Origin of the sequence: Pseudomonas sp. DTU12.3, assembly GCF_004124275.1 — a bacterium.
Classification (GTDB): Bacteria; Pseudomonadota; Gammaproteobacteria; order Pseudomonadales; family Pseudomonadaceae; genus Aquipseudomonas; species Aquipseudomonas helmanticensis.
In genome coordinates, this window is sequence record NZ_CP027218.1 from 503,218 (window position 1) to 526,935 (window position 23,718).

At 59.7% G+C, this 23,718-nt stretch carries 21 protein-coding genes; 8 read left to right on the plus strand and 13 right to left on the minus strand.

Translation table 11 applies throughout. The annotated features are described in order from the left end of the window. The first annotated feature begins 112 nt into the window (after nt 1-112). The 4 genes from C2E19_RS02225 to C2E19_RS02240 are packed head-to-tail and all read left to right on the plus strand — an operon-like array spanning nt 113 to nt 3,066. A complete protein-coding gene (locus C2E19_RS02225) occupies nt 113-778 on the plus strand; it encodes an amino acid ABC transporter permease (protein ID WP_129387500.1) in 666 nt (221 codons plus the stop codon). Next, entirely contained in the window at nt 759-1,418 is a 660-nt protein-coding gene (locus C2E19_RS02230) for an amino acid ABC transporter permease (protein WP_129387503.1), read from the plus strand. Before C2E19_RS02225 ends, C2E19_RS02230 begins: the two co-directional genes overlap by 20 nt. Then, entirely contained in the window at nt 1,415-2,197 is a 783-nt protein-coding gene (locus tag C2E19_RS02235; protein WP_129387506.1) for an amino acid ABC transporter ATP-binding protein, read from the plus strand. Before C2E19_RS02230 ends, C2E19_RS02235 begins: the two co-directional genes overlap by 4 nt. Beyond that, nucleotides 2,194-3,066 (plus strand): transporter substrate-binding domain-containing protein, encoded by an 873-nt coding sequence (locus C2E19_RS02240; protein WP_129387509.1) that lies wholly within the window; start codon nt 2,194-2,196, stop codon nt 3,064-3,066. Before C2E19_RS02235 ends, C2E19_RS02240 begins: the two co-directional genes overlap by 4 nt. A gap of 111 nt (nt 3,067-3,177) precedes the next feature. Here the strand turns inward: C2E19_RS02240 and C2E19_RS02245 are convergent, their stop codons facing one another. Beyond that, a complete protein-coding gene (locus tag C2E19_RS02245) occupies nt 3,178-4,374 on the minus strand; it encodes an AAA family ATPase (RefSeq protein ID WP_129387511.1) in 1,197 nt (398 codons plus the stop codon). Nucleotides 4,375-4,598: 224 nt separating this feature from the next. Between C2E19_RS02245 and C2E19_RS02250 the strand changes: the two genes are divergently transcribed. The 3 genes from C2E19_RS02250 to C2E19_RS02260 are packed head-to-tail and all read left to right on the plus strand — an operon-like array spanning nt 4,599 to nt 9,813. Continuing rightward, nucleotides 4,599-5,702 (plus strand): efflux RND transporter periplasmic adaptor subunit, encoded by a 1,104-nt coding sequence (locus C2E19_RS02250; RefSeq protein WP_129387514.1) that lies wholly within the window; start codon nt 4,599-4,601, stop codon nt 5,700-5,702. Beyond that, a complete protein-coding gene (locus C2E19_RS02255) occupies nt 5,699-6,763 on the plus strand; it encodes an efflux RND transporter periplasmic adaptor subunit (protein ID WP_129387517.1) in 1,065 nt (354 codons plus the stop codon). Before C2E19_RS02250 ends, C2E19_RS02255 begins: the two co-directional genes overlap by 4 nt. Continuing rightward, entirely contained in the window at nt 6,760-9,813 is a 3,054-nt protein-coding gene (locus C2E19_RS02260) for an efflux RND transporter permease subunit (RefSeq protein WP_129387520.1), read from the plus strand. Before C2E19_RS02255 ends, C2E19_RS02260 begins: the two co-directional genes overlap by 4 nt. 84 nt (nt 9,814-9,897) lie before the next feature. On the opposite strand, the gene C2E19_RS02265 is transcribed toward C2E19_RS02260, so the two are convergent. The 12 genes from C2E19_RS02265 to C2E19_RS02320 all read right to left on the minus strand — a co-directional run bounded on the left by C2E19_RS02265 (nt 9,898) and on the right by C2E19_RS02320 (nt 22,300). After that, nucleotides 9,898-10,527 (minus strand): bifunctional 2-polyprenyl-6-hydroxyphenol methylase/3-demethylubiquinol 3-O-methyltransferase UbiG, encoded by a 630-nt coding sequence (locus tag C2E19_RS02265; protein ID WP_129387524.1) that lies wholly within the window; start codon nt 10,525-10,527, stop codon nt 9,898-9,900. A 128-nt stretch (nt 10,528-10,655) separates the two neighbouring features. Further along, entirely contained in the window at nt 10,656-11,300 is a 645-nt protein-coding gene (locus C2E19_RS02270; RefSeq protein WP_039756400.1) for a methionine ABC transporter permease, read from the minus strand. Next, complete coding sequence (locus C2E19_RS02275; protein ID WP_129387527.1) at nt 11,290-12,411, minus strand: methionine ABC transporter ATP-binding protein; 1,122 nt, start codon at nt 12,409-12,411, stop codon at nt 11,290-11,292. The genes C2E19_RS02270 and C2E19_RS02275 overlap by 11 nt, the downstream gene beginning before the upstream one ends. Nucleotides 12,412-12,413: 2 nt before the next feature. Then, on the minus strand, nt 12,414-13,223 hold the full coding sequence (locus tag C2E19_RS02280) for a MetQ/NlpA family ABC transporter substrate-binding protein (RefSeq protein WP_129387530.1): 810 nt from the start codon (nt 13,221-13,223) through the stop codon (nt 12,414-12,416). 118 nt (nt 13,224-13,341) lie between these two features. Continuing rightward, on the minus strand, nt 13,342-14,700 hold the full coding sequence (locus C2E19_RS02285) for an LLM class flavin-dependent oxidoreductase (RefSeq protein WP_129387533.1): 1,359 nt from the start codon (nt 14,698-14,700) through the stop codon (nt 13,342-13,344). Beyond that, on the minus strand, nt 14,700-15,893 hold the full coding sequence (locus C2E19_RS02290) for an SfnB family sulfur acquisition oxidoreductase (RefSeq protein WP_129387536.1): 1,194 nt from the start codon (nt 15,891-15,893) through the stop codon (nt 14,700-14,702). The genes C2E19_RS02285 and C2E19_RS02290 overlap by 1 nt, the downstream gene beginning before the upstream one ends. Before the next feature lie 27 nt (nt 15,894-15,920). Next, complete coding sequence (locus C2E19_RS02295; protein WP_129387539.1) at nt 15,921-17,162, minus strand: SfnB family sulfur acquisition oxidoreductase; 1,242 nt, start codon at nt 17,160-17,162, stop codon at nt 15,921-15,923. A 394-nt stretch (nt 17,163-17,556) separates the two neighbouring features. Continuing rightward, the gene (locus C2E19_RS02300; RefSeq protein ID WP_129387545.1) at nt 17,557-18,321 is read right to left on the minus strand and encodes a hypothetical protein; all 765 of its coding nucleotides are present in this window, start codon (nt 18,319-18,321) and stop codon (nt 17,557-17,559) included. Between the two features lie 468 nt (nt 18,322-18,789). Beyond that, nucleotides 18,790-19,539 (minus strand): L-cystine ABC transporter ATP-binding protein TcyN, encoded by a 750-nt coding sequence (tcyN, locus tag C2E19_RS02305; RefSeq protein ID WP_129387548.1) that lies wholly within the window; start codon nt 19,537-19,539, stop codon nt 18,790-18,792. Nucleotides 19,540-19,543: 4 nt separating this feature from the next. After that, nucleotides 19,544-20,209, minus strand: coding sequence for a cystine ABC transporter permease (tcyL, locus tag C2E19_RS02310; protein ID WP_007918741.1), 666 nt, complete (start codon nt 20,207-20,209; stop codon nt 19,544-19,546). Further along, on the minus strand, nt 20,209-21,009 hold the full coding sequence (tcyJ, locus tag C2E19_RS02315; RefSeq protein WP_129387551.1) for a cystine ABC transporter substrate-binding protein: 801 nt from the start codon (nt 21,007-21,009) through the stop codon (nt 20,209-20,211). The genes tcyL and tcyJ overlap by 1 nt, the downstream gene beginning before the upstream one ends. A 286-nt stretch (nt 21,010-21,295) precedes the next feature. Then, nucleotides 21,296-22,300, minus strand: a complete 1,005-nt coding sequence (locus C2E19_RS02320; RefSeq protein ID WP_129387554.1) for a D-cysteine desulfhydrase — start codon at nt 22,298-22,300, stop codon at nt 21,296-21,298. 190 nt (nt 22,301-22,490) lie between these two features. Between C2E19_RS02320 and epsC the strand changes: the two genes are divergently transcribed. Then, nucleotides 22,491-23,417 (plus strand): serine O-acetyltransferase EpsC, encoded by a 927-nt coding sequence (gene epsC, locus C2E19_RS02325; protein ID WP_129387557.1) that lies wholly within the window; start codon nt 22,491-22,493, stop codon nt 23,415-23,417. Nucleotides 23,418-23,718: the final 301 nt, after the last annotated feature.

A 23,718-nucleotide genomic window follows, 5' to 3' on the forward strand; every position in this document is an offset into this window, starting at 1 on the left:
ACGGTATTTAAATTCTGGTTTTTATACCTATAAAGTCATCCCCTGCCGGACAGCCATCCGCTGTCCATGGACTGCATCACCGCCGCTTACCGAGCGACGTCCAGGACGTTTCATGACCTTCGATTACGCTTTCATCCTCAGCACCCTGCCGGCGTTTCTCAAAGCCGTGGGCGTGACGCTGCAGGTCGGTTTCATCGCCATCGGTACCTCGTTACTGGTGGCGCTGCTCAACGCGACGATTCTGGTATTCCGCACGCCTTACCTGCAAAAGCTGGTCGGCCTGTACGTGGAACTGGCGCGTAACACGCCGCTACTGATCCAGCTGTTCTTCGTCTACTTCGCCTTGCCGGCAACGGGAATTCAGGTTTCCGGTTTCACCGCCGCGATCATCACCATGACCTTTCTCGGTGGCGCCTACCTCACCGAAGTGCTGCGCGCCGGCGTCGATGCCGTACCGCAGGCGCAGCTGGAATCGGGACGTTCCATCGGCCTGTCCCACGGCCAATTGCTGCGCTACGTGATCCTGCCGCAAGCGGGGATCCTCAGCCTGCCGTCGCTGTTCGCCAATTTCATTTTCCTGCTCAAGGAAACCACCGTGGTCTCGGCGGTGGCGGTGCCGGAAATCCTCTACACCACCAAGAGCTACATCGCGCTCTATTACAAAACCTACGAAATGCTCGCCGTGCTGACGCTGATCTGTGTGCTGTTGTTCTTGCCGATGTCGCTGTTGCTCAGCCGTCTGGAAAGGAGGCTCCAGCATGGCCAGTTCGGGTCTTGAATTGCTCTGGGTGTCGTTGCCGCAATTGGCCAAAGGCGCCGGGCAGACCTTGTCGATCTCGTTTCTGAGCATCGCCATCAGCACCGTCGGTGGCGTGCTCTACGGTGTATTGCGCACGCTCAACATCACGTGGCTGAACGCGATCCTGCGGGTGTATCTGGAGCTGTTCCGGGCGATCCCGGTGCTGGTCTGGTTGTACCTGCTGTTTTTCGGCTTGCCGATTTTCTTCGGCCTGAGCATTCCCAGCTTCTGGTGCGCGGTACTGGTGCTTTCGCTGTGGGGAGCCAGCGAGGTGGGTGAAGTGGCACGCGGTGCGCTGCATTCGTTGCCACGCGGCCAGCGTGAGGCGGGGCTGTCGATTGGCCTGAATGCTGCGCAACTCTACGGCTACGTGCTGTTGCCGCAAGCGCTGAAACGCATGACGCCGCCAACCATCAACGTCTACACGCGGATCATCAAGACCAGCTCGCTGGCGGTGCTCATAGGTGTGGTCGACGTAATCAAGGTCGGTCAGCAAATCATCGAGCGCACCTACGAATCGGTATTGATCTACGGCGCGTTGTTCCTGTTTTTCTTCTTCATCTGCTACCCGCTGTCGGCCGCCTCGCGCGTGCTGGAGCGGCGCTGGACGCAAGCATGAGCGCATTGATCGAGTTTCACGGCTTCAACAAATTCTATGGCGAGCAGCAAGTGCTCAACGGCATTGATCTGCAAGTGCTGAGCGGCGAAGTGATCGTCATCCTCGGCCCCAGCGGCTGCGGCAAAAGCACTTTGCTGCGGTGCCTCAATGGCCTGGAAGAAGCACACAGCGGCAGCCTGAAATTTGTCGGCCGCGAGCTGCTGGACAAGGCCACCGACTGGCGTGACATCCGCCAGCAGATCGGCATGGTCTTCCAAAGTTATCACCTGTTCCCGCACATGAGCGTGCTCGACAACCTGCTGCTCGGCCCGCTGAAGGTGCAGAAGCGCCAGCGCCGCGAAGCGCAGCAGCAAGCTGAGGCCTTGCTTGAACGCGTAGGTCTGGCCGACAAGCGCGATGCATTTCCGCGCCAGCTCTCCGGCGGCCAGCAACAACGCATCGCCATCGTCCGTTCGTTGTGCATGAACCCACGGGTGATGCTCTTCGATGAAGTCACCGCTGCCCTCGACCCGGAGATGGTCAAGGAAGTCTTGCAGGTGATTCAGGGCCTGGCCCGCGAAGGCATGACCCTGTTGATTGTCACCCATGAAATGGCCTTCGCTCGCGCGGTGGCCGACCGCATTGTGTTCATGGATGCCGGGCGCATCCTTGAACAAACCCCGCCCGAGATTTTCTTTACGAACCCGCAAACCGCACGCGCGCAGCAGTTTCTGGAGAAGTTCTCCTTCGTTGCAACACTGCCAAAAACGAATCCGACAAAGGAACTGGAACTGTTATGAAAACGGCCACTTTTTTACTGCCCTTGCTCAGCCTCGCCTTGCTCGCTGGTTGCAGCAAAACCGAAGAACCACCGAAGCCGAAAGTCGCCAGCGAAAGCGCTGCGCCAGCCGGTTATCTGGACAAGATCAAGGCCCGCGACAAGCTGATCGTCGGCGTCTTCACCGACAAGCCGCCGTTCGGTTTTGTCGATGAGGCTGGGCGCTACGTTGGTTTCGATACCGACATCGGCCGGCGCTTCGCCAAGGATCTGCTCGGTGACGAGACCAAGGTCGAGTTCGTTGCCGTCGAGCCAGCGAGCCGCATTCCGTTCCTGCAAAGCGACAAGGTCGACCTGATCCTCGCCAACATGACCGTGACCCCGGAGCGTAAGGAAGCGGTGGAATTCACCAACCCGAACCTCAAGGTTGCCGTGCAGGCACTGGTACCGCAAAGCAGCCCGGTGAAAACCCTTGATGACCTGGCGACTCGCACCACCATCGTCACCACTGGCACCACCGCTGATATCTGGCTGACCAAAAACCACCCGGACTGGAAACTGCTGAAGTTCGAGAAGAACTCCGAGTCGCTGCAAGCCCTGGCCAATGGTCGCGGCGATGCTTATGCACAGGACAATCTGGTGCTGTTCAGCTGGGCCAAGCAGAACCCGGGGTACCGCGTGCTGGATGACAAACTGGGCGCAGAGGCGCCTATTGCACCGGCGGTGAAGAAGGGCAATATCGAACTGCGTGACTGGGTGAACACCGAGCTGACGAAGTTGGGTGAAGAGAAGTATCTGCTCAAGCTGTACGACCAATACGTGCGTAAAGAACTGAGCGATGACACCAAGCCGGAGAGCGTGATTGTCGAAGGGGGCAAGTGGCAGGGCTGATTGCCTGATTCAGCGGCGACGCTTGAATCGCTTTCGCGAGCAGGCTCGCTCCCACAGTTGTACGCGATCTAATGTGGGAGCGAGCCTGCTCGCGAATCTATGTCGCGCCACTCAATCCGGCCAATACCAAGCCGGCGTTTCCAGCACCTTCTGCCCGACAATCCCGGTTTCCCCCAACGTCTTCTCCAGCACAATGCAATTGCATTCCTGATCCTCCTGCAACGCCGAAATCAACCGCCGCGCATGCGATACCACCCACACCTGACACTGCTCCGAGGCGCGAATAATCAACCGCGCCAACGCCGGTAGCAGATCCGGGTGCAAGCTGGTTTCCGGCTCGTTCAGCACCATCAGCGACGGTGGCCGCGGCGTCAGTAGCGCCGCAACCAGCAGCAGATAGCGCAATGTTCCGTCCGACAACTCCGCCGCCGACAGCGGCCGCAACAAGCCTTCCTGGTAGAACTCGATCGCAAATCTTCCGCCGGCCTGAGCTTCGATATGCAGGCGCGCGCCGGGAAAGGCATCGGTGATGGCGGCGCGCATCGCCTCGCCGTCGCCGATTTCGATGATGGTCTGCAACGCGGCCGCCAGATCGCGTCCATCGTGATGCAGAACCGGCGTGCGCGTGCCCAGTTGTGGCTGACGCACCGGCGCGTCGGCATCGCTGCGAAAGTGATCGTAGAAGCGCCAGCGACGGATGAACTCGCGCATCTGAAACACTTCCGGCGAGCTGCGCAGGCTGCCGACCTGATCAAACAAACTATCGAAGTTCGGCGTGTGCTGCGCCAGCACATCCCATTGCCGCTCGTTGCGCGCACGAATCATCGGCCCGTCGCGATCGACCAACAGGCTGGCGGGCCGGTAATGCGGCCCGGCCCAGATGCATTCGCGTTTGATCTGCGGGTCGAGGCTGAAGCGCGAGGGGATCGGCCGCGCATGTTCGGGCAGCATGAAATGGCCATTGGAGTCAGGCAGACCGAGGCTGATCGAATAGCTGAAATCTTCTCCGGCGAATCCCAGGCGCAGACGCTTCACACCTTGGCGCACTGTCGATTGGATCGGCACCTCGCCGTTGCGCATGCGCCGGCTGATGGTTTCCGGCCCGGCCCAGAAGGTCGAATCGAGTCCGCCCTCGCGGGCCAGCGCATTGACCACGCCGCCCTGCGCGGTTTCCGCCAGCAGGCGCAAGGCTCGATAGAGATTGGACTTGCCACTGCCGTTGGGGCCGGTGATCAGGTTCAGCCGGCCGAGCGGGATCACCAATTTATTGATCGAGCGGTAATTGGCCACCGCCAGGGTTTTAAGCATGAGTGTCCTTCTCTGGATGCACTGAATCCGCCACAGAATACCCCCCTGCAGGAGCTGCCGCAGGCTGCGATCTTTTGATCTTTGAAAAACACCATCAAAAGATCGCAGCCTGCGGCAGCTCCTGCGGAGATTAATCTTTCATTCGAGCGAGCAATGGTGGAACCCTGTTCTAAGCTCTGAAGTCGTATCGTCCCGATAGTCTCGAAAAATGCCAAGGAGTCTGCATGGCGGGTCCCGGATTGAAAGTGGTGGTGGCCCTCAGTGCCGTCGCCTTGCTGACCGCTTGCGGCGACAAGAAACCCGCGCAGGAATACTTGCCACGGGTCTTCGTACAGGAAGTGAAACCCACGGATTACGCGGCTTCGGTGACACTCACCGGTGACGTGCAGGCGCGCGTGCAGACCGAGCTATCGTTCCGTGTTGGCGGCAAGATCATCCAGCGCATGGTCGATGTCGGCGACCGGGTTTCGGCCAAACAGGTACTGGCCAAGCTCGATCCCAAGGATCTGCAGACCAACGTCGATTCTGCGCAAGCCCAAGTGGTCGCTGAACAGGCGCGGGTGCAACAGAGCGCGGCGGCCTTCGTGCGTCAGCAGAAATTGCTGCCCAAAGGCTACACCAGCCAGAGCGAATACGATTCCGCGCAAGCGGCATTGCGCAGCAGTCAGAGCGCACTGAGCGCGGCGCAGGCGCAACTGGCCAATGCCAAAGACCAACTCAGCTACACCTCGTTGATCGCTGATGCGCCGGGCGTGATCACCGAGCGCCAGGCCGAAGTGGGTCAAGTGGTCCAGGCCACCGCGCCGATTTTCAGTCTGGCCCGCGATGGCGACCGTGATGCGGTGTTCAACGTTTATGAATCGTTGCTGGCGGAACGTCCTACGGATAACAAGATCACCGTCAGCCTGCTCGACAATCCCGAGATCAAAACCACTGGCACCGTGCGCGAAGTCACCCCGGCGGTGTCCGCGCAGTCCGGCACCGTGCAAGTCAAAGTCACCCTCGATAAATTGCCGCCGGGCATGCAACTCGGTTCGGTGGTTAGCGCCACGGCGAAAGGCTCCGGCAAATCGGCGGTTGAATTGCCGTGGTCGGCGCTGACGAAAAACATCAGCGACCCGGCGGTGTGGATGGTCGACGACAAGGGCGAGGCGCAGTTGCACACGGTCACGGTCGGCCGATACCTGACTGGCAAAGTCATCATCAGCGAAGGCCTCAAGGGTGGCGAGAAGGTCATAGTCGCCGGCGGGCAGTTGTTGCACCCGGGGATGAAAGTCGAGATTGCCGAAAACACCTACAAGGATCTGCAACCGGGAGCACAGCCATGAAGTCTCTGTGGCTGTTCCCCGTAGCTGTGTTGTTAGCCGCGTGCTCGAAGAAAGAACCACCGCCCGAGCCGGTGCGCCCAGTGCTGTCGGTCAAGGTCCAGGCGTTGAGTGAGGAAAGCCTCGGGCGTTTTGCCGGCAGCATTCAGGCGCGCTACGAGAGCAATACCGGGTTCCGCGTCGGTGGCCGTATCGCCAGTCGTAACGTCGATGTCGGTACGGAAGTCGAGAAGGGCACGCTGCTTGCGACCCTCGACCCGTCCGATCAACAGAATCAGTTGCGCTCGGCCCAGGGCGACCTGGCGAAGATCCAGGCACAATTGATCAACGCCCAGGCCAACGCTCGCCGGCAGCAAGCGCTGTTTGATCGTGGCGTTGGCGCGCAGGCGCAACTGGACGTCGCCAACACCGACTTGAAAACCACTCAGGCTTCGCTTGATCAGGCGCGGGCGGCGGTCAATCAGAGCAAGGATCAACTCGGCTACACCGAGCTGCGCTCCGACCACAAAGCCGTGGTCACCGCGTGGAACGCCGAGGCCGGGCAGGTGGTGACCGCCGGCCAGCAAGTGGTGACGCTGGCGCAGCCGGACATCAAGGAAGCGGTGATTGATCTGCCCGACACCCTGGTCGATCAGATCCCCGCCGACGTAGTGTTTTCAGTGGCCGCGCAACTCGATCCAAGCATCAACACCACCGCCGTCATTCGCGAGATCGAACCGCAAGCGCAGAGTGCTACGCGTACTCGCCGTGCACGGCTGACCCTGGCCGATACGCCGGACGGTTTCCGCCTCGGTACCGCGATCAGTGTGACCCTCAGTTCGGCGATCAAGCCGCGTATCGAACTGCCCGCGACGGCATTGCAGGAGGTCGATGGCAAAGCGCGCGTCTGGGTGATCGACACCCAAAGCAAAACCGTCAGCCCGCGTGATGTCAGCGTCATCAGCCGCACCGACAGCACTGTGGTGCTGGCTGGCGGGGTGAAGAACGGCGAGCAAGTGGTCAGCGCCGGCGTCAACAGTCTCAAACCCGGACAATCCGTGAAACTTGACGAGGACAGTCAATGAAAGGCTCTTTCAACCTCTCCGAATGGGCCCTCAAGCATCAGTCATTCGTCTGGTATCTGATGTTCGTCGGATTGCTCATGGGGGTGTTTTCGTACTTCAATCTGGGCCGCGAAGAAGACCCGTCGTTCACCATCAAGACCATGGTGATCCAGACCAAATGGCCGGGCGCGACCCAGGAGGAAACGCTCAAGCAGGTTACTGATCGCATCGAGAAAAAACTCGAAGAGCTCGACTCCCTCGACTACGTGAAAAGCTACACGCGCCCCGGCGAATCGACGGTGTACGTGTACCTGCGCGACACCACCAGCGCCAAGGACATCCCGGAAATCTGGTACCAGGTGCGCAAGAAGATCAACGACATTCGCGGGCAGTTCCCCCAAGGCATTCAAGGCCCGGGGTTCAACGACGAGTTCGGTGATGTATTCGGTTCGGTCTATGCGTTCACCGCCGACGGCCTGACCATGCGCCAGCTACGCGATTACGTCGAGCAGGCGCGCGCCGAGATTCGTAACGTGCCGGGGCTGGGCAAGATCGAAATGGTCGGCCAGCAGGACGAAGTGATTTACCTGAACTTCTCCACGCGCAAACTCGCCGCGCTGGGGATCGATCAGCGTCAGGTGGTGCAGAGCCTGCAATCGCAGAACGCCGTGACCCCGGCGGGTGTGATCGAGGCCGGTCCAGAACGGATTTCCGTGCGCACCTCGGGGCAGTTCGTTTCGGAAAAGGATCTGGCCGAGGTCAATCTCAAACTCAATGATCGTTTCTATCGTCTGGCCGACATCGCTGAGATCAGTCGCGGTTACGTCGACCCGGCGACACCGGAGTTCCGTTTCGACGGCAAACCGGCAATCGGCCTGGCGATTGCCATGCAGAAGGGCGGCAACGTGCAGGCGTTCGGTAAAGCCCTGCACGAACGCATCGACCAACTCACCGCCGACCTGCCGGTGGGCGTCGGCGTGCACACCGTTTCCGATCAGGCGGTGGTGGTGGAAGAAGCCGTTGGCGGTTTCACCAGCGCGCTGTTCGAAGCGGTGATCATCGTGCTGGTGGTGAGCTTCATCAGCCTCGGCGTGCGCGCCGGACTGGTGGTGGCCTGCTCGATCCCGTTGGTGCTGGCCATGGTGTTTGTGTACATGGAGTACAGCGGCATCACCATGCAGCGGATTTCCCTCGGTGCGTTGATCATTGCTCTCGGCCTGCTGGTCGACGACGCGATGATCACTGTGGAAATGATGGTCACGCGCCTGGAAATGGGCGAGACCAAGGAACAGGCGGCGACCTTCGCCTACACCTCGACAGCATTCCCGATGCTCACCGGTACGCTGGTGACCGTCGCCGGTTTTGTGCCGATCGGCCTCAACGCCAGTTCTGCCGGCGAATACACCTACACGCTGTTTGCGGTGATCGCCGTGGCGATGCTGGTGTCGTGGGTGGTCGCGGTGTTCTTTGCGCCGGTGATCGGCGTGCACATCCTCAGCACCAACGTCAAACCCCATTCTGCCGAGCCCGGGCGCATCGGCCGCGCGTTCAATGGCGGTTTGCTCTGGTGCATGCGCAATCGCTGGTGGGCCATCGGTATCACCGTGCTGTGTTTTGCCCTGTCGATCTTTTGCATGCGTTTTGTCCAGAACCAGTTCTTCCCGTCTTCCGACCGCCCGGAAATTCTGGTCGACCTGAACCTGCCGCAAAACGCCTCGATCGACGAAACCCGCAAAGCCGTCGACAAACTCGAGGAAACCCTCAAGGGCGACCCGGACATCGTGCGCTGGAGTACTTATATCGGTCAGGGCGCGATCCGTTTCTACCTGCCGCTCGACCAGCAATTGCAGAACCCGTACTACGCGCAACTGGTGATCGTCAGCAAAGGCTTCGAATCCCGCGAAGCATTGAGCGAGCGCTTGCGCGAGCGTCTGCACAAGGAGTTCGTCGGCATTGGCAGCTACGTGCAAGCGCTGGAAATGGGCCCGCCCGTGGGGCGTCCAATCCAGTACCGGGTCAGCGGAAAGGACATCGATCAGGTGCGCAAGCACGCCATCGACCTCGCCACCGAACTGGACAAGAACTCGCACATCGGCGAGATCATTTACGACTGGAACGAACCGGGCAAAGTCCTGCGCATCGACATCGCCCAGGACAAGGCGCGCCAACTCGGGCTGTCGTCCGAAGACGTGGCAAACCTGATGAACAGCATCGTCAGCGGCTCGCCACTGACCCAGGTCGATGACGATATCTACCTGATCAACGTGGTCGGACGCGCAGTGGATTCCGAACGCGGTACCCCGGAAACCCTGCAAAACCTGCAGATCGTCACGCCGAGCGGCACGTCGATTCCGTTGCTGGCGTTCGCCACTGTGCGTTACGAACTGGAGCAGCCGTTGGTCTGGCGTCGCGACCGCTTGCCGACGATCACCATCAAGGCGTCGGTGCGCGACGAGATCCAGCCCACCGACCTGGTGAAGATCCTCAAGCCTTCCATCGACGCTTTTGCCGAAAAACTGCCGGTGGGTTACAAAGTCGCCACCGGCGGTACCGTCGAGGAAAGCGGCAAGGCCCAAGGGCCGATTGCCAAGGTTCTGCCGTTGATGCTGTTCCTGATGGCGACCTTCCTGATGATCCAGTTGCACAGCGTGCAGAAGATGTTCCTGGTGGCGAGCGTGGCGCCGCTGGGTCTGATCGGCGTGGTCCTGGCGCTGGTGCCGACCGGCACGGCGATGGGTTTCGTGGCGATTCTGGGGATTCTCGCGCTGATCGGCATCATCATCCGCAACTCGGTGATTCTCGTGACGCAGATCGATGAATACGAGAAGAAGGGTTATGCGCCGTGGGATGCAGTGGTCGAGGCGACCGAACACCGCCGCCGACCGATCTTGCTGACCGCAGCGGCGGCGAGCATGGGCATGATCCCGATTGCCCGGGAGGTGTTCTGGGGGCCGATGGCCTACGCGATGATTGGCGGGATCGTGATCGCGACATTGCTGACGCTGCTGTTCCTGCCGGCGCTGTATGTGGCCTGGTACAAGATTCGCGAACCGAAAAAAGACGCCGCCTAAGGCAAAAGCAAAAGATCGCAGCCTGCGGCAGCTCCTACCTATCACCCCATGTAGGAGCTGCCGCAGGCTGCGATCTTTTGATCTTCAACCCACACGCCGCCAGACACTGGCCAACCAGGGCTGCTGCTCTCGCGGCAGCCCCGCCGGCCGGAAATAATGCTCCAGCTCGACAAACCCCGCCGCCGTCAGCAATCCGCGCCAGGCCTCCAGATCGTGATAAGAGCCATAGCGCGGCCCGTTCCAGCCCTCACGGTTATCCCCACGCGGATTCGAACTGAACAACACCCCACCAGGCTTCAACGCGCCATGCAATTGCTTGAGTACCCTCGGTAACTCCTGCAACGGCACGTGAAACAGCACCGCGTTGGCAAAAATCCCGTCGAAGCGTTCAACCGGCAGCTCAAGCTTGAGAAAATCCTGCTGCAACACCTCGCAGCCGCTGTCCTCGCGCGCCATCCGCGCAAATTCCTGCGAACCATCCAGGCCGACCGCAACGTGACCCATACGGGTAAACGTCTGCAAATCCCGGCCCGGCCCGCAACCGAAATCCAGGATCGTGAACGGCGCCGCGCCCTGAATATGCCGCAGCAATGCATCGATGTTCTGGCTGACATCGTGATCGCGGGTGCCTTCGCGGAAGTCCTCGGCCACCGAGTTGTAGTGGCCGAGGGTGGTGGCAGTGATCTGGTCGAGGTCGGTGGGGGTCTGCTTCATGGTCAGTTGCGTGTTCAAGGGGAGATGCGCTGACTATAAGCGAAAAGATCGCAGCCTGCGGCAGCTCCTACAGAGAGTACACATGCCAATGTAGGAGCTGCCGCAGGCTGCGATCTTTTGCTCTTGCCTCAGCGCTTGTTCAACCCCCGCGCCAAGCGATCCCCACCCAGCTGAATCACCGCTACCAACGCCACCAGCAACACAATCACCGTTAGCATGATCTGGCTATCAAAACGCTGATACCCGTAGCGATAAGCGATATCCCCCAAGCCGCCAGCACCAATCGCCCCAGCCATCGCCGAAGAGTTGATCATCGTCACCAGGGTAATCGTGAACCCGCCGACAATCCCCGGCAGCGCCTCCGGCAACAGCACATGCCAGACAATGTGCCAACGTCGGCAACCCATTGCCTGCGCCGCCTCGATCAAACCATGATCGACCTCACGCAAACTCACTTCGGCAATCCGCGCAAAGAACGGCGTAGCGGCAATGGTCAGCGGTACCACGGCGGCCCAGACACCGTACGTGGTGCCGACAATCAATCGGGTAAACGGAATCAGCGCGACCATCAGAATCAGAAACGGGATCGAGCGAAACAGGTTCACGAACGCGCCCAACGCGCGGTTCAACAGCGGCGCTTCGTAGATCCCGCCCTTGTCGCTGGTGACCAGAATCACCGCCATGGGAATCCCCACCAGCAGCGCAATCAACGACGACACACCGACCATCAGGAACGTGTCGATAAAGCCTTGCAGCAAGCGATCAAACCACATATCCGACGACCTCCACCCGTTGTGCCCACGGCGCGGCGCGCTCACGCAATTGCTCGGCGCCAAACGATGAGCCGCTGACGGCTAACAGCAGTTGCCCCAGCGCATGCCCCTGAATCCGTTCCACGCCGCCCTGCAGCAACTTCACCCGGCCACCGAGCGCAGTAAAAAGCGCCGCCAGATCCGGTTCATCACTGGCACTGCCGGTGAACTGCAAACGCAGCACCACAGCGGCGTCGGCGGAGGGCGACTGGGGCTGCAAACGGCGCTGCAATTCGTCCGGCAAGGCGTGTTGCAACGGTGCGAGCAAGGTCTGGCTGACCTCGTGTTGTGGGTTGCCGAACACTTCCCAGACCGGGCCTTGCTCGACAACGCGGCCATGCTCCAACACCACCACGCGGTCGCAGATCTCGCGGATTACCGCCATTTCGTGAGTGATCAGCACGATGGTCAGGCCCAGGCGTTTGTTGATCTCGCACAGCAGGCCGAGGATCGACTGGGTGGTCTCCGGATCGAGCGCCGAAGTCGCTTCGTCACAGAGCAGAATGTCCGGGTCATGCACCAGCGCGCGGGCGATGCCGACGCGCTGTTTCTGCCCACCGGAAAGCTGCGCCGGATAGGCTTTGTGCTTTTCTTGCAGACCGACCAGTTCGAGCAGTTCGCGAACTTTTTTCTCGCGTTGCTCTTTCGGCACGCCCGCGACTTTCAGCGGCAGTTCGACGTTCTGCCAAACGGTTTTCGCCGACATCAGATTGAAGTGCTGGAAGATCATGCCGATCCGTCGGCGCAGCGCTACGAGACGGTCTTCATCGAACTCGCCGATGTCGATCTGATCGATCAGCACGCGCCCCGAAGTCGGCTGTTCCAGACGATTGATCGTGCGGATCAGCGACGACTTGCCGGCACCGCTGCGACCAATGATGCCGAACACTTCACCGCGCGAAATCGCCAGATCGATGTCTTGCAGCGCAGCGACCGGGCCTTGTCGGCCGTTGTAGGTTTTGCCCAGGCCGATAAAGCGTACGTGGGCGCGATTCAACTCGGGATGCAGCTCGGTTTTTTCAGCATTGTGTGGCTCTGGAATTTCCAGTCGCCGTTGGATCGCGGCTGTCATGCTCAGCTTTCCCAACCGGCTTGATACAGCTTGCCGTGGGCCTTATCCAGCGCTGCGCGAACGACTGGTGAATGCTGGTAGATGTCGACGAATTTGATCAGGCGGGGGTCGGTTTTGCTCTTCGGCTGGATGACGAACTGGATCACGTATTCCTTGTGGTCGAGACCGTCGAACAGCAGCGCGGAACCGGCATCGAAGGTCTTCGCCAGACGAATGTAGGCCGGATAACCCTGGACCAGATCGGCGTCGTCATAGGCGCGCACCAGTTGCACGGCCTCGACTTGAAGGATTTTGATTTTCTTCGGGTTGGCGACGATGTCGTCTTCGGTGGCCTTGTAACCGACGCCCGGTTTCAGCGTGATCAAACCAGCCTTGGCGAGCAATTGCAGACCGCGACCGCTGTTGATCGGATCGTTGGCGATAGCGACGCTGGCGCCCTTTGGCAGCTCATCGAAGCTTTTGTATTTTTTCGAGTAGAGGCCGACGTTATTGATGATCCCCGGCGCGAACGGCACCAGGTCAAAACCGGCGGCAGCCTTGGCGTTTTCGAGGAACGGGATGTGCTGGAAGTAGTTCACGTCGATGTCGCCGGCGGCGAGGCTGACGTTCGGCGCGATCCAGTCGGTGAACTCCACCAGCTCGACTTTCAGGCCCTGCTTGGAGGCTTCTTCGACGGCGGCTTCCAGAGGGATGGCGAAGGCGGCGGTGGTGCCGATTTTCAGTGGGGCGTCAGCGGCGAAGATCGCCGAGCTGAACAGGCCGAAGGCCAGGGCCAGTGCTTTGACTGGGTGGGACAGGAGTTTCTGGGTCATAGTGGTTTTCCAGTCAGTGCATAAATTTGTGGTGTCTGGTCGGGCCTCTTCGCGAGCAAGCCCGCTCCCACATTTTGGAATGCGTACCCCTGTGGGAGCGGGCTTGCTCGCGAAGCTTTTAGCGGCGGAATGAGGATCCGGTGTGTTGCTCGGGCAGCTGCGCCTCACCGTGAAACAGCTTCTCCCGCAGGCTGCCGTTGTCGTACGCGGTCTTGTACGACCCCCGTCGCTGCAACTCCGGAATCACCAGTTCAATGAAATCGACATAGCTCTCTGGCGTAACAATGCGGGTCAGGTTGAAACCATCGAGACCGGTTTCGGCGATCCACGATTCCAGCTCATCTGCCACTTGTTCAGGCGAACCGACCACGGTGATATAGCGGCCACCGAGAGCATGCTGGTCGAGCAATTTGCGCCGGGTCCAGTCGTTGTTCTGCAAGTTCTTGGTCGCCGATTGAATCGCGTTGCTCTTCACGTACTGGATCGGTTCGTCGATTTCGTATTGGGAGAAGTCGATACCGGTCGACGCCGAGAAATGTGCGACGCCGGCCTCGGCGCTGGCGTAGCTGAGATACTCGGCGTGCTTGGCCCACGCGGCTTCTTCAGTCGCGCCGACAATCACGTTAAGGCCCATGAACACCTTGATGTCCTCAGGATTGCGCCCCGCTTCAACAGCGCTTGCGCGCACTTTGTCGACCTGAAGCTTGGTCGATGGCTTGTTCTGGCCGCTGATGAACACGCATTCGGCGTGACGCCCGGCGAAGAGCAAACCGCGATCGGAACTGCCGGCCTGAAACAGCACTGGCGTACGCTGCGGCGACGGCTCGCAGAGGTGATAACCCTGGACCTGATAGAACTCGCCCTTGTGCTCGACCTTGTGCACTTTTTCCGGCTGCGCATAGATGCGTTGCTCGCGGTCATTGAGCACCGCGCCGTTTTCCCAACTGCCCTCCCAGAGTTTGTAGAGCACTTGCAGGTACTCATCGGCCTGATCGTAGCGACGGTCATGTTCGACTTGCTCGCTCAGGCCCATGGCTTTCGCGGCGCTGTCGAGATAACCGGTGACGATGTTCCAGCCCACGCGGCCGCGACTCAGATGATCGAGCGTGGACATGCGGCGGGCGAACAGATACGGCGGCTCGTAGGTGAGGTTGGCGGTGAGGCCGAAGCCAAGGTTCTTGGTTACCGCAGCCATGGCCGAAACCAGCAGCAATGGATCATTGACTGGCAACTGGATCGACTCTTTCAGCGGCACATCGACCGAGTTCTGGTAGACGTCGTACACGCCGACGATGTCGGCGATGAACAATCCGTCGAACAGCCCACGCTCGAGCAACTGTGCCAGTTCGGTCCAGTATTCAATCGTGTTGTAGCGGGTCGAGGTATCGCGCGGATGTGTCCACAAGCCATGGTTGATATGGCCGATGCAGTTCATGTTGAACGCGTTGAGCAGGATCTTCTTTTTCGTAGCGCTCATCAGATGGTCCCCCGCAACGGCGGATTTTCATCGTTGAGGTAGTAGTTACCCACCGCGTGATATTTCCAGCGCACCGGGTCGTGCAGAGTGTGCACGCGGGCGTTGCGCCAGTGGCGGTCGAGGCCGTGCTCGATCAGCGTAGCCTGGCTGCCGGCGAGTTCGAACAGTGTGCTGCCCGCAGCGAGGGAAATTTCGGTGCTGATCGCGCGTGCTTCGGCGACCGCAATTGACGCGGCGGCAACGGTTTCGGCGTTGGTCTCGGTATGCGCGGCGTCAAGGAATTCGCCGGCACGTTCAAGCAAGGCCTCCGTGGCGTGCAGGCGAATGCTCAAGTGGCCGAAGCTCTTCAGCGTCAGCGGGTCTTCGGTGGCTTTGTCGTTGCCGGAATCGATCCAAGGACGGGTTTTGCTGCGCACAAAATGCAGCGCGTCTTCATAAGCGGCGCGAGCAATACCGGTGTCGATGGCGGCGTGAAGGATCTGTGCCAATGGGCCGACGGTGGTCGGACGCTCAAACGCACTTTGAAAAGGCAGTACATCTTCTGCGGCAACGTAGACGTCTTCGAACACCACGGAGCCGCTGCCGGTGGTGCGTTGACCGAAACCACTCCAGTCATCGATCACGGTCAGACCTTTGGCGTCACGCGGGACGAAGGCCAGTTGCTGCACGCCGTTTTCATCGACGACCGAGGTCGGAATGCGCTGCGCATAAATCGCACCGGTCGCATAAAACTTGCGACCGTTGATGCGGTAGCCGTCACCGTCGCGTTTGAGGCTGGTGACGCGGTCGTGCGCGGTTTTCGTGCCCAGTTCCGCAAGGGCATTGCCGAAGCGTTGGCCGGCGAGTACTTCGGCGTACAGCCGTTGTTTTTGCGCATGGCTGCCGTTTACGCGCAGCACTTCCAGTGCGTAAAAATGGTTCTGCGGAATCTGCCCGAGCGAGCCGTCGGCCTGAGCGATCAGGGCGATGACTTTCGCCAGGGTTACGTTGGACACGCCGGCGCCGCCGTATTCCTTCGGCACACTGATGCCCCACAGGCCGGAACGAGAGAACACGTCGAGTTCCGGCAGTGGCAGGCGACGTTCACGGTCGCGCACGGCGCTGTCGCGTTTGAAATCTTCCGCCAGGTCGCTGGCGACGATCAGGGCTTGCTCATCGCTGGTGATGACCGCGACGTGATGGGAAATCGTCATAGGGGTTTCTCCAGATGTCTGGTCGTCTCAGATCCAGGAATGGCGGGCAGGCAAAGTGCCGTTGAGGCGATACGCGCCGACCGCGTGATATTTCCAGCGCACCGGGTCGTGCAGCGTGTGCACGCGGGCGTTGCGCCAGTGGCGGTCGAGGTTGAATTCGGCGAGGGTGGCGCGGCTGCCGGCCAGTTCGAACAGTTTTTCGCTGGCGAGCAGAGATATCTCGGTAGTCAGCACTTTCGCTTCGGCCACGGCAATCGATGCGCGGGCGGCGGATTCGGCGGTGAGCGGCGCGGCGTGTACTTGATCAAGCACTTTGCCGGCCTTGCGCAGCAGCGCTTCGGCGGCGTGCAGTTCGATTTTCAGTTTGCCGATATCGGCGATCACGTAGAGGTCATCGCTGGCCCGTTCGACCTTGGCGTCGATCCACGGCCGCGCGCGGGTTTTTACGAACTCGATGGCGTCGTCGATGGCGCCACGGGCAATGCCGGCGTCGATCGCAGCTTGAATCAACTGCGACACCGCGCCTTGGGTGTTGGGGATGTCGTTGATCTTCCAGTTGTCGACCACCAGGCTCGACTCGACGCGTACATTGTTGAGCAGGATCGTGCCGCTGGCGGTGGTGCGCTGGCCGAAGCCCGACCAGTCATCAACGATGCGCAAACCCGGCGTGCCGCGACGGACGAAGGCCAGCACTTGCTTGCCGTCATCGTTGAGCGCTTTCACCGCCACCCAGTGCGCGAACAGCGCGCCGGTGGAATAGAACTTCTGGCCATTGATCACATAATCGTCACCGTCGGCGGTGATCCGCGCTTTCAATTCCAGGGTGTTTTTAGTGCCACGCTCAGGGCCGGCATTGCCGATACGCCAGCCTTCCAGAACACTCTGGAACAACTGTTTTTTCTGCTCTTGGGTCGCACTGCCAAGCACCAGATTGATGATGCCGAACTGGTTCTGCGGAATCTGTCCCAGCGCCGGATCGGCGGCGGAGATGATCGCGAACACTTCGGCCAGGGTGACGAACGAAACCTGCGGGCCACCGTATTCACGCGGGATGGCAATGCTGCCTAAACCGCTGCGAGTGAACTGTTCGATTTCCGACCACGGCAACTTGCGCTGACGGTCACGCTTGGCCGCCTGCACACGGGCGACTTGCGCCAGATCATGCGCGGCCTTGATGGCTTGGGCGTCGTTGCGCAAGACCTGCGCGGGCAACAACAACGGGGCGATGTCCAGATCAGACTGGACGTTTGCGTCTGCCAGACTGGACATCAGTGCCGCTCCTTGGCTGCACGCAATGCCCTGGCGATTTGCACTGGGGTGATTGTGTTCCGGACCATACTACCTACCTCACATCTCATGAAAAACGCCGCAAAAGTGCGGTGAACGAAAGAATGTCCGGTGGTCCGGTTCATATACCCTAAGCGCGTATAAATATTAAATAAACTAACTTTTAGGAATATGCATAGAAGGGGTGATGGTCGGGTTGGTTAACAATATTTGTAAGCGCCAATGCGATCCCTGTGGTGAGGGGATTTATCCCCGTTGGGCTGCGAAGCGGCCCCAAAATCAGGTAACGCGGTGCATCAGATACACCGCGTGTTATGGGTTTACGACTGCTTCGCAGCCGAGCGGGGATAAATCCCCTCGCCACAGGGGAGTGAAGTCAATATTTGCGGGATTCGGCCGCCTTGAGCTCCGGCCTCAGCGGCACTTTCAGATAAGGATTCGCACAACCAATCTTCAGCGTCCTCGGCGGTGCCCAGCGTGAGTTATTGCCGACCCGATCAATCACGCAATAGGTCACGTCCAACCGCAGATCTTCGCCCGCTTCGACAATCACCGCCGGCGGCACCCAGACCTGAATCGCCCGCCCAACATCGGCCGCCGTGACTGCCGGCAGATCCATGCGCACATCGCCCCAGCGCAAGGTGATTTCATCGTCCTCGGCCATGTTCACATAAGGCTCGATGGTCAGCGGTACGCCGCGTTTGATCTGGTTCGGATTAACCCCCTGACGGCGGATGGTGTCGGGGATCGTGACGGCTTGCAGTTGCTGGTTTTCATCGCTGCACAGTGCCGATGGCAGGCCTCCGGGACAATCGAGTTTGACTTGCACCCGGGTCGCCGCCGACAGCGCCTGACCCTGGCCTACCTGCATGACCCGGTAGTGGATACGTGCCGTGCCGTTGGCGATGAAACTCTCCGGCACCCGCAGGCTGACCGGGGCGCCGACATCCTCGACGGTCAGGACCTTCGAGGCGACATAACATTTGTTCCAGAACAGTTCGATCAGGTCCCCGCAATCCATCTCGGGATAGGGCGCCACGTCGACCGACAGATGGGCAGCAGCAGCCAGATTGATGCCGGCTTTTTGCGCGGGCGCCAGGATTGGCGCTGCCAGCTCGGGGGTGTGCGAAGTGTGAGTCATCGATTTCTCTCCTTGAAGCTTGCAACGAAGTCCGTTTCTGAAGAACAAAGGCGTGAATCAAGTGGCAATACAGCCGAGAACTTTGATCAAGGTTGAATGTGCATTGATTAAACTAAGTGGCGCCGGTTGGCGACTAGATAAGAGTGTACGGGAAGGGGTGTCAATAGATGTGCTTAGTTAATCCGTGAATTACGTGCTAATCAGAAGTGTCCTACGCTGTTGAGGCCTTATGCCTAGGTCTTTTGGCGAATTGAGCCACGAATCTCAGTGGTTTTCAGCGGTTTTGATAAGTCGCTACGAGAACCCTATCTTTAAATGATTGACATATTTTTAGCGCGGATTATCTGTTGCAGAACATATATGTGTTCTAAATAGAACGTGTTTGATTAGTGTCTGTTGAAACAGGTTGTTCAGGCGGGATAACGTAACTTCCATCCATGGAAGTTGCCGTTTGATACATCTGGATTCTCAGGCGTGATTGAGGAACTTGCTGAGAAACTGTTTAGTGCGTTCTTCTTTTGGATTGGCAAACAACGCTTTCGCTTCGCCTTGTTCGACGATCACGCCCTTGTCGAAAAACACCACGCGGTTGGCCACGTCGCGGGCAAAGCCCATTTCGTGGGTGACGATGACCATGGTGCGTTTCTCTTCGGCGAGGCCACGAATGGTCGCCAGCACTTCGCCGACCAGTTCCGGATCGAGGGCCGAAGTCGGTTCGTCGAACAGGATCACTTCCGGTTCCATCGCCAGCGCCCGGGCAATCGCCACGCGCTGTTGCTGACCGCCGGAGAGGCGACGTGGATAAGCGTCTTCCTTGCCGGCGAGACCGACCTTGGCCATGAGCTTTTTGCCCAGGGCAATGGCTGAGTCGCGCGGCATCTTCTTGACCACGATCGGGCCTTCGATGACGTTTTCCAAAGCGGTGCGATGCGGGAACAGGTTGAAGTTCTGGAACACGAAGCCAACGTGCTGGCGCAGATTGCGCACCAGCGCTTGCTGCTGGTTCAGCGGGCGGCTGGTATCGATCTCGATATCGCCGACCTTGATCCGGCCGCTGGTGGGTTGTTCAAGGAAATTCAGGCAGCGCAGAAACGTCGTTTTCCCCGAGCCGCTGGGGCCGATGATCGCGACGACTTCGCCTTCCTTGACCTCGAGGTCGATGCCGTTGAGCACGACCTGACCCTTGAATTGCTTGGTCAGTTTTTCCACGACAATCATCGCGTCAGGACTCCTGGTCGTGCCGATTGACCCGCTCTTCCAACTTGTTCTGGAAGTGCGAAAGCACCGTGGCCAGAATCCAGTAGATCAGCGCGGCGGCAAGATACATGGTGAAGACTTCGAAAGTCCGGGCGGTAATCAGTTGCGCCTGGCGGAACAGCTCCGGCACCTGAATGGTGGCGGCCAGTGCCGTGTCCTTGACCAGTGAAATGAAGCTGTTGCCCAGCGGCGGCAACGCCGTGCGCATCGCTTGCGGCAGGATGGCCCGGCGCAGGGTTTGCGCGCGGGTCATGCCGATGCTCGCAGCGGCTTCCCACTGACCACGCTCGATCGAACCGATCGCGGCGCGCAGAATTTCACAGGCGTAAGCGGCCATGTTCAGCGAGAAGCCGATCAGCGCCGCTGGCAACGGATCCAGTTCGAGACCCAATTGCGGCAAGCCGTAATAGATCACGAACAGTTGCACCAGCAACGGCGTGCCGCGAAAGAACGACACGTAGATGCGCGCCAGCCAGCTCACCGATTTGAAGCGCGACAGGCGCATCAGCGCCAGGCCGAAACCCAGCAGCAAGCCGAAGAACATGCCGCCGAGGCTGAGGACTACCGTGTAATACGCGCCCTTGAGCAGGAAGGGCGCGGAGTCCAGTGCGAGTTGGAAAGCTTCTTCCATTATTTAGTGACGTCAGCGTTGAAGTACTTGGTCGACAGCTTCTCAAGGGTGCCGTCGGCCCGCAGCTCTTCGAGGGCTTTGTTCAGCGCTTTCAGCAGCTCAGGCTCGCCTTTACGCACGGCGATACCGGATTCCTGACGCGAGAAAGCTTCACCGGCGGCGACGGTTTTCGGGGCTTTCTTGGCGTATTCAAGTGCGGCCAGACGGTCGATCAGGATGGCGTCGGTACGGCCGTTGTTGAGGTCGGCGAACTTGGTCGGATCATCATCGTAGGTGCGCACATCGGCGCCCGGCACGTTGGCGCGGACCCATTGCTCGTAGTTGGTGCCCAGGCCTACACCGACTTTCTTGCCGGACAGGTCAGCAGCGGTCTTGATGTTCAGTGCGGCTTCTTTGCTCTTCAGCACCAATGCCTGTATCCCGGAAACGGTGTAAGGCTCAGAGAAGTCATACTTCTTCTTGCGCTCGTCGGAGATCGTTACCTGGTTGACCACGACGTCGAGGCGCTTGGATTCCAGCGCGGCCAGAATACCGTCCCACTTGGTTGGCTGGATCTTGGCTTTGACGCCGAGTTTTTGCGCCAGCGCTTCGGAGAGCTCGACTTCGAAGCCAGACAGTTTGCCGTCGGCATCGACGAAGCTGAACGGTGGGTAAGTGCCTTCCAGGCCGACGTTGAGAACGCCTTTGTCCTTGATCTGTTGCAGCTGCTCACCGGCCACTGCCTGGCCGATCAGGCCGGCGCTCAGCGCCAAGCCCAGCGAACCAACCAGCAGATTGCGACGTAGTGCGGAAAAATTCATGACGAGCCCCTGTGTTTTCTTATGGAAGACGCTGAAGGAAAGTTGGCGAATTTGTTATTCGCGCGACTGCGTTATCGTGCCCTAAAGCAGCTTATGCGTCTTGCGCGAAATTCGCCTGCGGCGAGACTATATGATGACTGCGTTAGACTTGAAAATACTAAATATTTGAAATGTTATTCTTTATTGGAATATGCGTTATCTCTGGAAAATGATCGCAGCCTGCGGCAACTCCTACACGGGATCACCTGTAGGAGCTGCCGCAGGCTGCGATCTTTTGATCTTGCTCTTACAGAAAATCCCTGTAGGCAAACAACGCCGGCGCGCCGCCAGTGTGCAAAAAGATGATCGGCCCTTCATCAAAACGCTGTCGGCCTATCCCATCCAGCAACCCCGCCATCGCCTTGCCGGTGTACACCGGATCCAGCAACACCGCTTCCTGACTCGCCAACAGCTTCACCGCCGCCAACGTCCCGGCATTCGGTTCGCCATAACGCGGGCCAAAGTATTCGTCCCACAACTCAACCTTGAAACTCGCCGGCAGCTCGACGCCGAGCAGGTCCGCCGTACGCTCGGCCAGCCCCTGCACCTTCGGCCGCTGGTCTTCTTCACTGCGCGAAACGGTCACGCCAATCACCGGCAATTCTGGCAATACTTCGCTCAACGCCAATGCCAGACCGCTGTGAGTTCCGGCGCTGCCCGAGGCCAATACCACTGCAGCGAAATCGATTCCGGTGTCCTTGATCTGCTCGGCCAATTCCAGCCCTGCGCGTACGTAACCCAATGCACCGAGCGCATTCGAGCCGCCAATCGGCACCAGGTACGGTTTCTTGCCATTGCTGCGCAAACGCACGGCAAGGGCCGCGAGTTGTTCGTCAGCATTGTCGAGGTTGTCGACCAGTTCGACCTTGGTGTCGAACAGATCCAGCAGCAGGCGGTTGCCATTGCCGGTGTAATTGCTGTCATCGGTGCCCAGCGGGTTTTCCAGCAGCGCCACGCAGCCGAGGCCAAGTTTGGCGGCGAGTGCAGCGGTTTGGCGAACGTGGTTCGATTGCAGCGCACCGGCGGTGATCAGCGTGTCGGCGCCCTGCGCGATAGCGTCGGCGGCGAGGTATTCGAGCTTGCGCAACTTGTTGCCACCCATGGCCAGCGGCGTCAGGTCATCACGCTTGATGTACACCTCGCGGCCGAGCCAAGAGGACAGGCGCTCGAGTTTTTCCAAAGGCGTCGGATGACCGAGCAGGTCGAGACGGTCAAAGCGATCCAGCTGTTGTTTGATCGGTTGTTTAGACATGGTTCCGTTCTGGCGGAGGAAGATGAAAGGACTATAGGCATGCGCTTTTACCCGGGCAACCGCGAATCGCTTATAGCCAAATGAACTGGGCCCAGCACTATCGGTTCTTAATTCGCCCTCGCGAGCATGCCGTAAAGTAGGCGCCGTTGACGCGGCCAGACAGTCCGGCCGCCCGTGAGGAGTCTTTACCGTGAGCGAGCGTTCCAGCCATTGGCAATTGCAGACCATCGTCAGTCAACTGCGCAGCGCGCGGGATCAATGGCGGGCACAGAACGGCCGGGCGTCCGGCGAGCAGGGTGGTCGCGAGTTGCCGTCGCGGGCGGCGATGGCGGAGATTCTCGAAGCGCTGTGTGGCGCATTGTTCCCGATGCGTCTGGGGCCGGTGGATCTGCGCGAAGAGAGTGAAGATTTCTACGTCGGCCACACCCTTGATGTCGCGCTGAATGCCTTGCTGGCACAAACCCGCCTGGAGCTGCGTTATGTCGCCCGCCACAGCGCGCAAGCCGATAGCGAAGTCGAGGCCCGCGCGATTCAGATCGTCCAGGATTTCGCCTTGGCCTTACCGGGCTTGCGCACTCTGCTCGACACCGATGTGCTGGCCGCTTATCACGGTGACCCGGCGGCGCGCAGTGTCGATGAAGTGCTGCTTTGCTACCCAGGGATTCTGGCAGTGATTCACCATCGTCTGGCGCACCATTTGTATCGCGCCGGGCTGCCGTTGCTGGCGCGAATCAGCGCGGAAATCGCCCACTCGGCGACTGGCATCGATATCCATCCGGGGGCGCAGATCGGCCGCAGCTTCTTTATCGATCACGGCACGGGCGTGGTGATCGGCGAGACCGCGATCATTGGGGAGCGCGTGCGGATTTATCAGGCCGTGACGCTGGGAGCGAAGCGCTTCCCGGCGGACGAAGACGGCCAGTTGCAGAAGGGCCATCCGCGCCATCCGATCGTTGAGGATGATGTGGTGATTTATGCCGGGGCGACGATTCTCGGGCGGATCACCATCGGCAAAGGATCGACCATTGGCGGCAATGTGTGGCTGACGCGCAGTGTGCCGGCCGGGTGCAATCTGACCCAGGCCAACTTGCAGCATGATGACGGCACGCAGAAGTAGGATCCCATGTAGGAGCTGCCGCAGGCTGCGATCTTTTGATCTACAAAAACCACATCAAAAGATCGCAGCCTTCGGCAGCTCCTACAGGATGGGCATAACGCCATGTTGCTGTTGAACGAATCGCTGCAAACCCGCGTCATACCCCTCCTTGGGCTACTGTAGGAAAACTACCGCCCAGCCCTGCGATTAGTCCTTACCACCCTATCCATGTTTAACTTGAACGTTCATTCAAGTTAAACCGGTGGTTCGCTGCCCGCTCACAACAGGAGGCTTGCCTTTGCTGAGTCCGATCATTTCAGCC

What these genes read in the sequence shown, in the direction of transcription:
- tcyJ (WP_129387551.1), bottom strand. Translation starts at nt 21,009, where the DNA reads ATGAATTTTTCCGCACTACGTCGCAATCTGCTGGTTGGTTCGCTGGGC.
- C2E19_RS02295 (WP_129387539.1), bottom strand. Translation starts at nt 17,162, where the DNA reads ATGTCCAGTCTGGCAGACGCAAACGTCCAGTCTGATCTGGACATCGCC.
- tcyL (WP_007918741.1), bottom strand. Translation starts at nt 20,209, where the DNA reads ATGGAAGAAGCTTTCCAACTCGCACTGGACTCCGCGCCCTTCCTGCTC.
- C2E19_RS02250 (WP_129387514.1), top strand. Translation starts at nt 4,599, where the DNA reads ATGGCGGGTCCCGGATTGAAAGTGGTGGTGGCCCTCAGTGCCGTCGCC.
- C2E19_RS02235 (WP_129387506.1), top strand. Translation starts at nt 1,415, where the DNA reads ATGAGCGCATTGATCGAGTTTCACGGCTTCAACAAATTCTATGGCGAG.
- C2E19_RS02240 (WP_129387509.1), top strand. Translation starts at nt 2,194, where the DNA reads ATGAAAACGGCCACTTTTTTACTGCCCTTGCTCAGCCTCGCCTTGCTC.
- tcyN (WP_129387548.1), bottom strand. Translation starts at nt 19,539, where the DNA reads ATGATTGTCGTGGAAAAACTGACCAAGCAATTCAAGGGTCAGGTCGTG.
- C2E19_RS02225 (WP_129387500.1), top strand. Translation starts at nt 113, where the DNA reads ATGACCTTCGATTACGCTTTCATCCTCAGCACCCTGCCGGCGTTTCTC.
- C2E19_RS02280 (WP_129387530.1), bottom strand. Translation starts at nt 13,223, where the DNA reads ATGACCCAGAAACTCCTGTCCCACCCAGTCAAAGCACTGGCCCTGGCC.
- C2E19_RS02270 (WP_039756400.1), bottom strand. Translation starts at nt 11,300, where the DNA reads ATGTGGTTTGATCGCTTGCTGCAAGGCTTTATCGACACGTTCCTGATG.
- C2E19_RS02255 (WP_129387517.1), top strand. Translation starts at nt 5,699, where the DNA reads ATGAAGTCTCTGTGGCTGTTCCCCGTAGCTGTGTTGTTAGCCGCGTGC.
- C2E19_RS02260 (WP_129387520.1), top strand. Translation starts at nt 6,760, where the DNA reads ATGAAAGGCTCTTTCAACCTCTCCGAATGGGCCCTCAAGCATCAGTCA.
- C2E19_RS02230 (WP_129387503.1), top strand. Translation starts at nt 759, where the DNA reads ATGGCCAGTTCGGGTCTTGAATTGCTCTGGGTGTCGTTGCCGCAATTG.
- C2E19_RS02285 (WP_129387533.1), bottom strand. Translation starts at nt 14,700, where the DNA reads ATGAGCGCTACGAAAAAGAAGATCCTGCTCAACGCGTTCAACATGAAC.
- C2E19_RS02290 (WP_129387536.1), bottom strand. Translation starts at nt 15,893, where the DNA reads ATGACGATTTCCCATCACGTCGCGGTCATCACCAGCGATGAGCAAGCC.
- C2E19_RS02320 (WP_129387554.1), bottom strand. Translation starts at nt 22,300, where the DNA reads ATGTCTAAACAACCGATCAAACAACAGCTGGATCGCTTTGACCGTCTC.
- C2E19_RS02245 (WP_129387511.1), bottom strand. Translation starts at nt 4,374, where the DNA reads ATGCTTAAAACCCTGGCGGTGGCCAATTACCGCTCGATCAATAAATTG.
- C2E19_RS02265 (WP_129387524.1), bottom strand. Translation starts at nt 10,527, where the DNA reads ATGAAGCAGACCCCCACCGACCTCGACCAGATCACTGCCACCACCCTC.
- C2E19_RS02300 (WP_129387545.1), bottom strand. Translation starts at nt 18,321, where the DNA reads ATGACTCACACTTCGCACACCCCCGAGCTGGCAGCGCCAATCCTGGCG.
- C2E19_RS02275 (WP_129387527.1), bottom strand. Translation starts at nt 12,411, where the DNA reads ATGACAGCCGCGATCCAACGGCGACTGGAAATTCCAGAGCCACACAAT.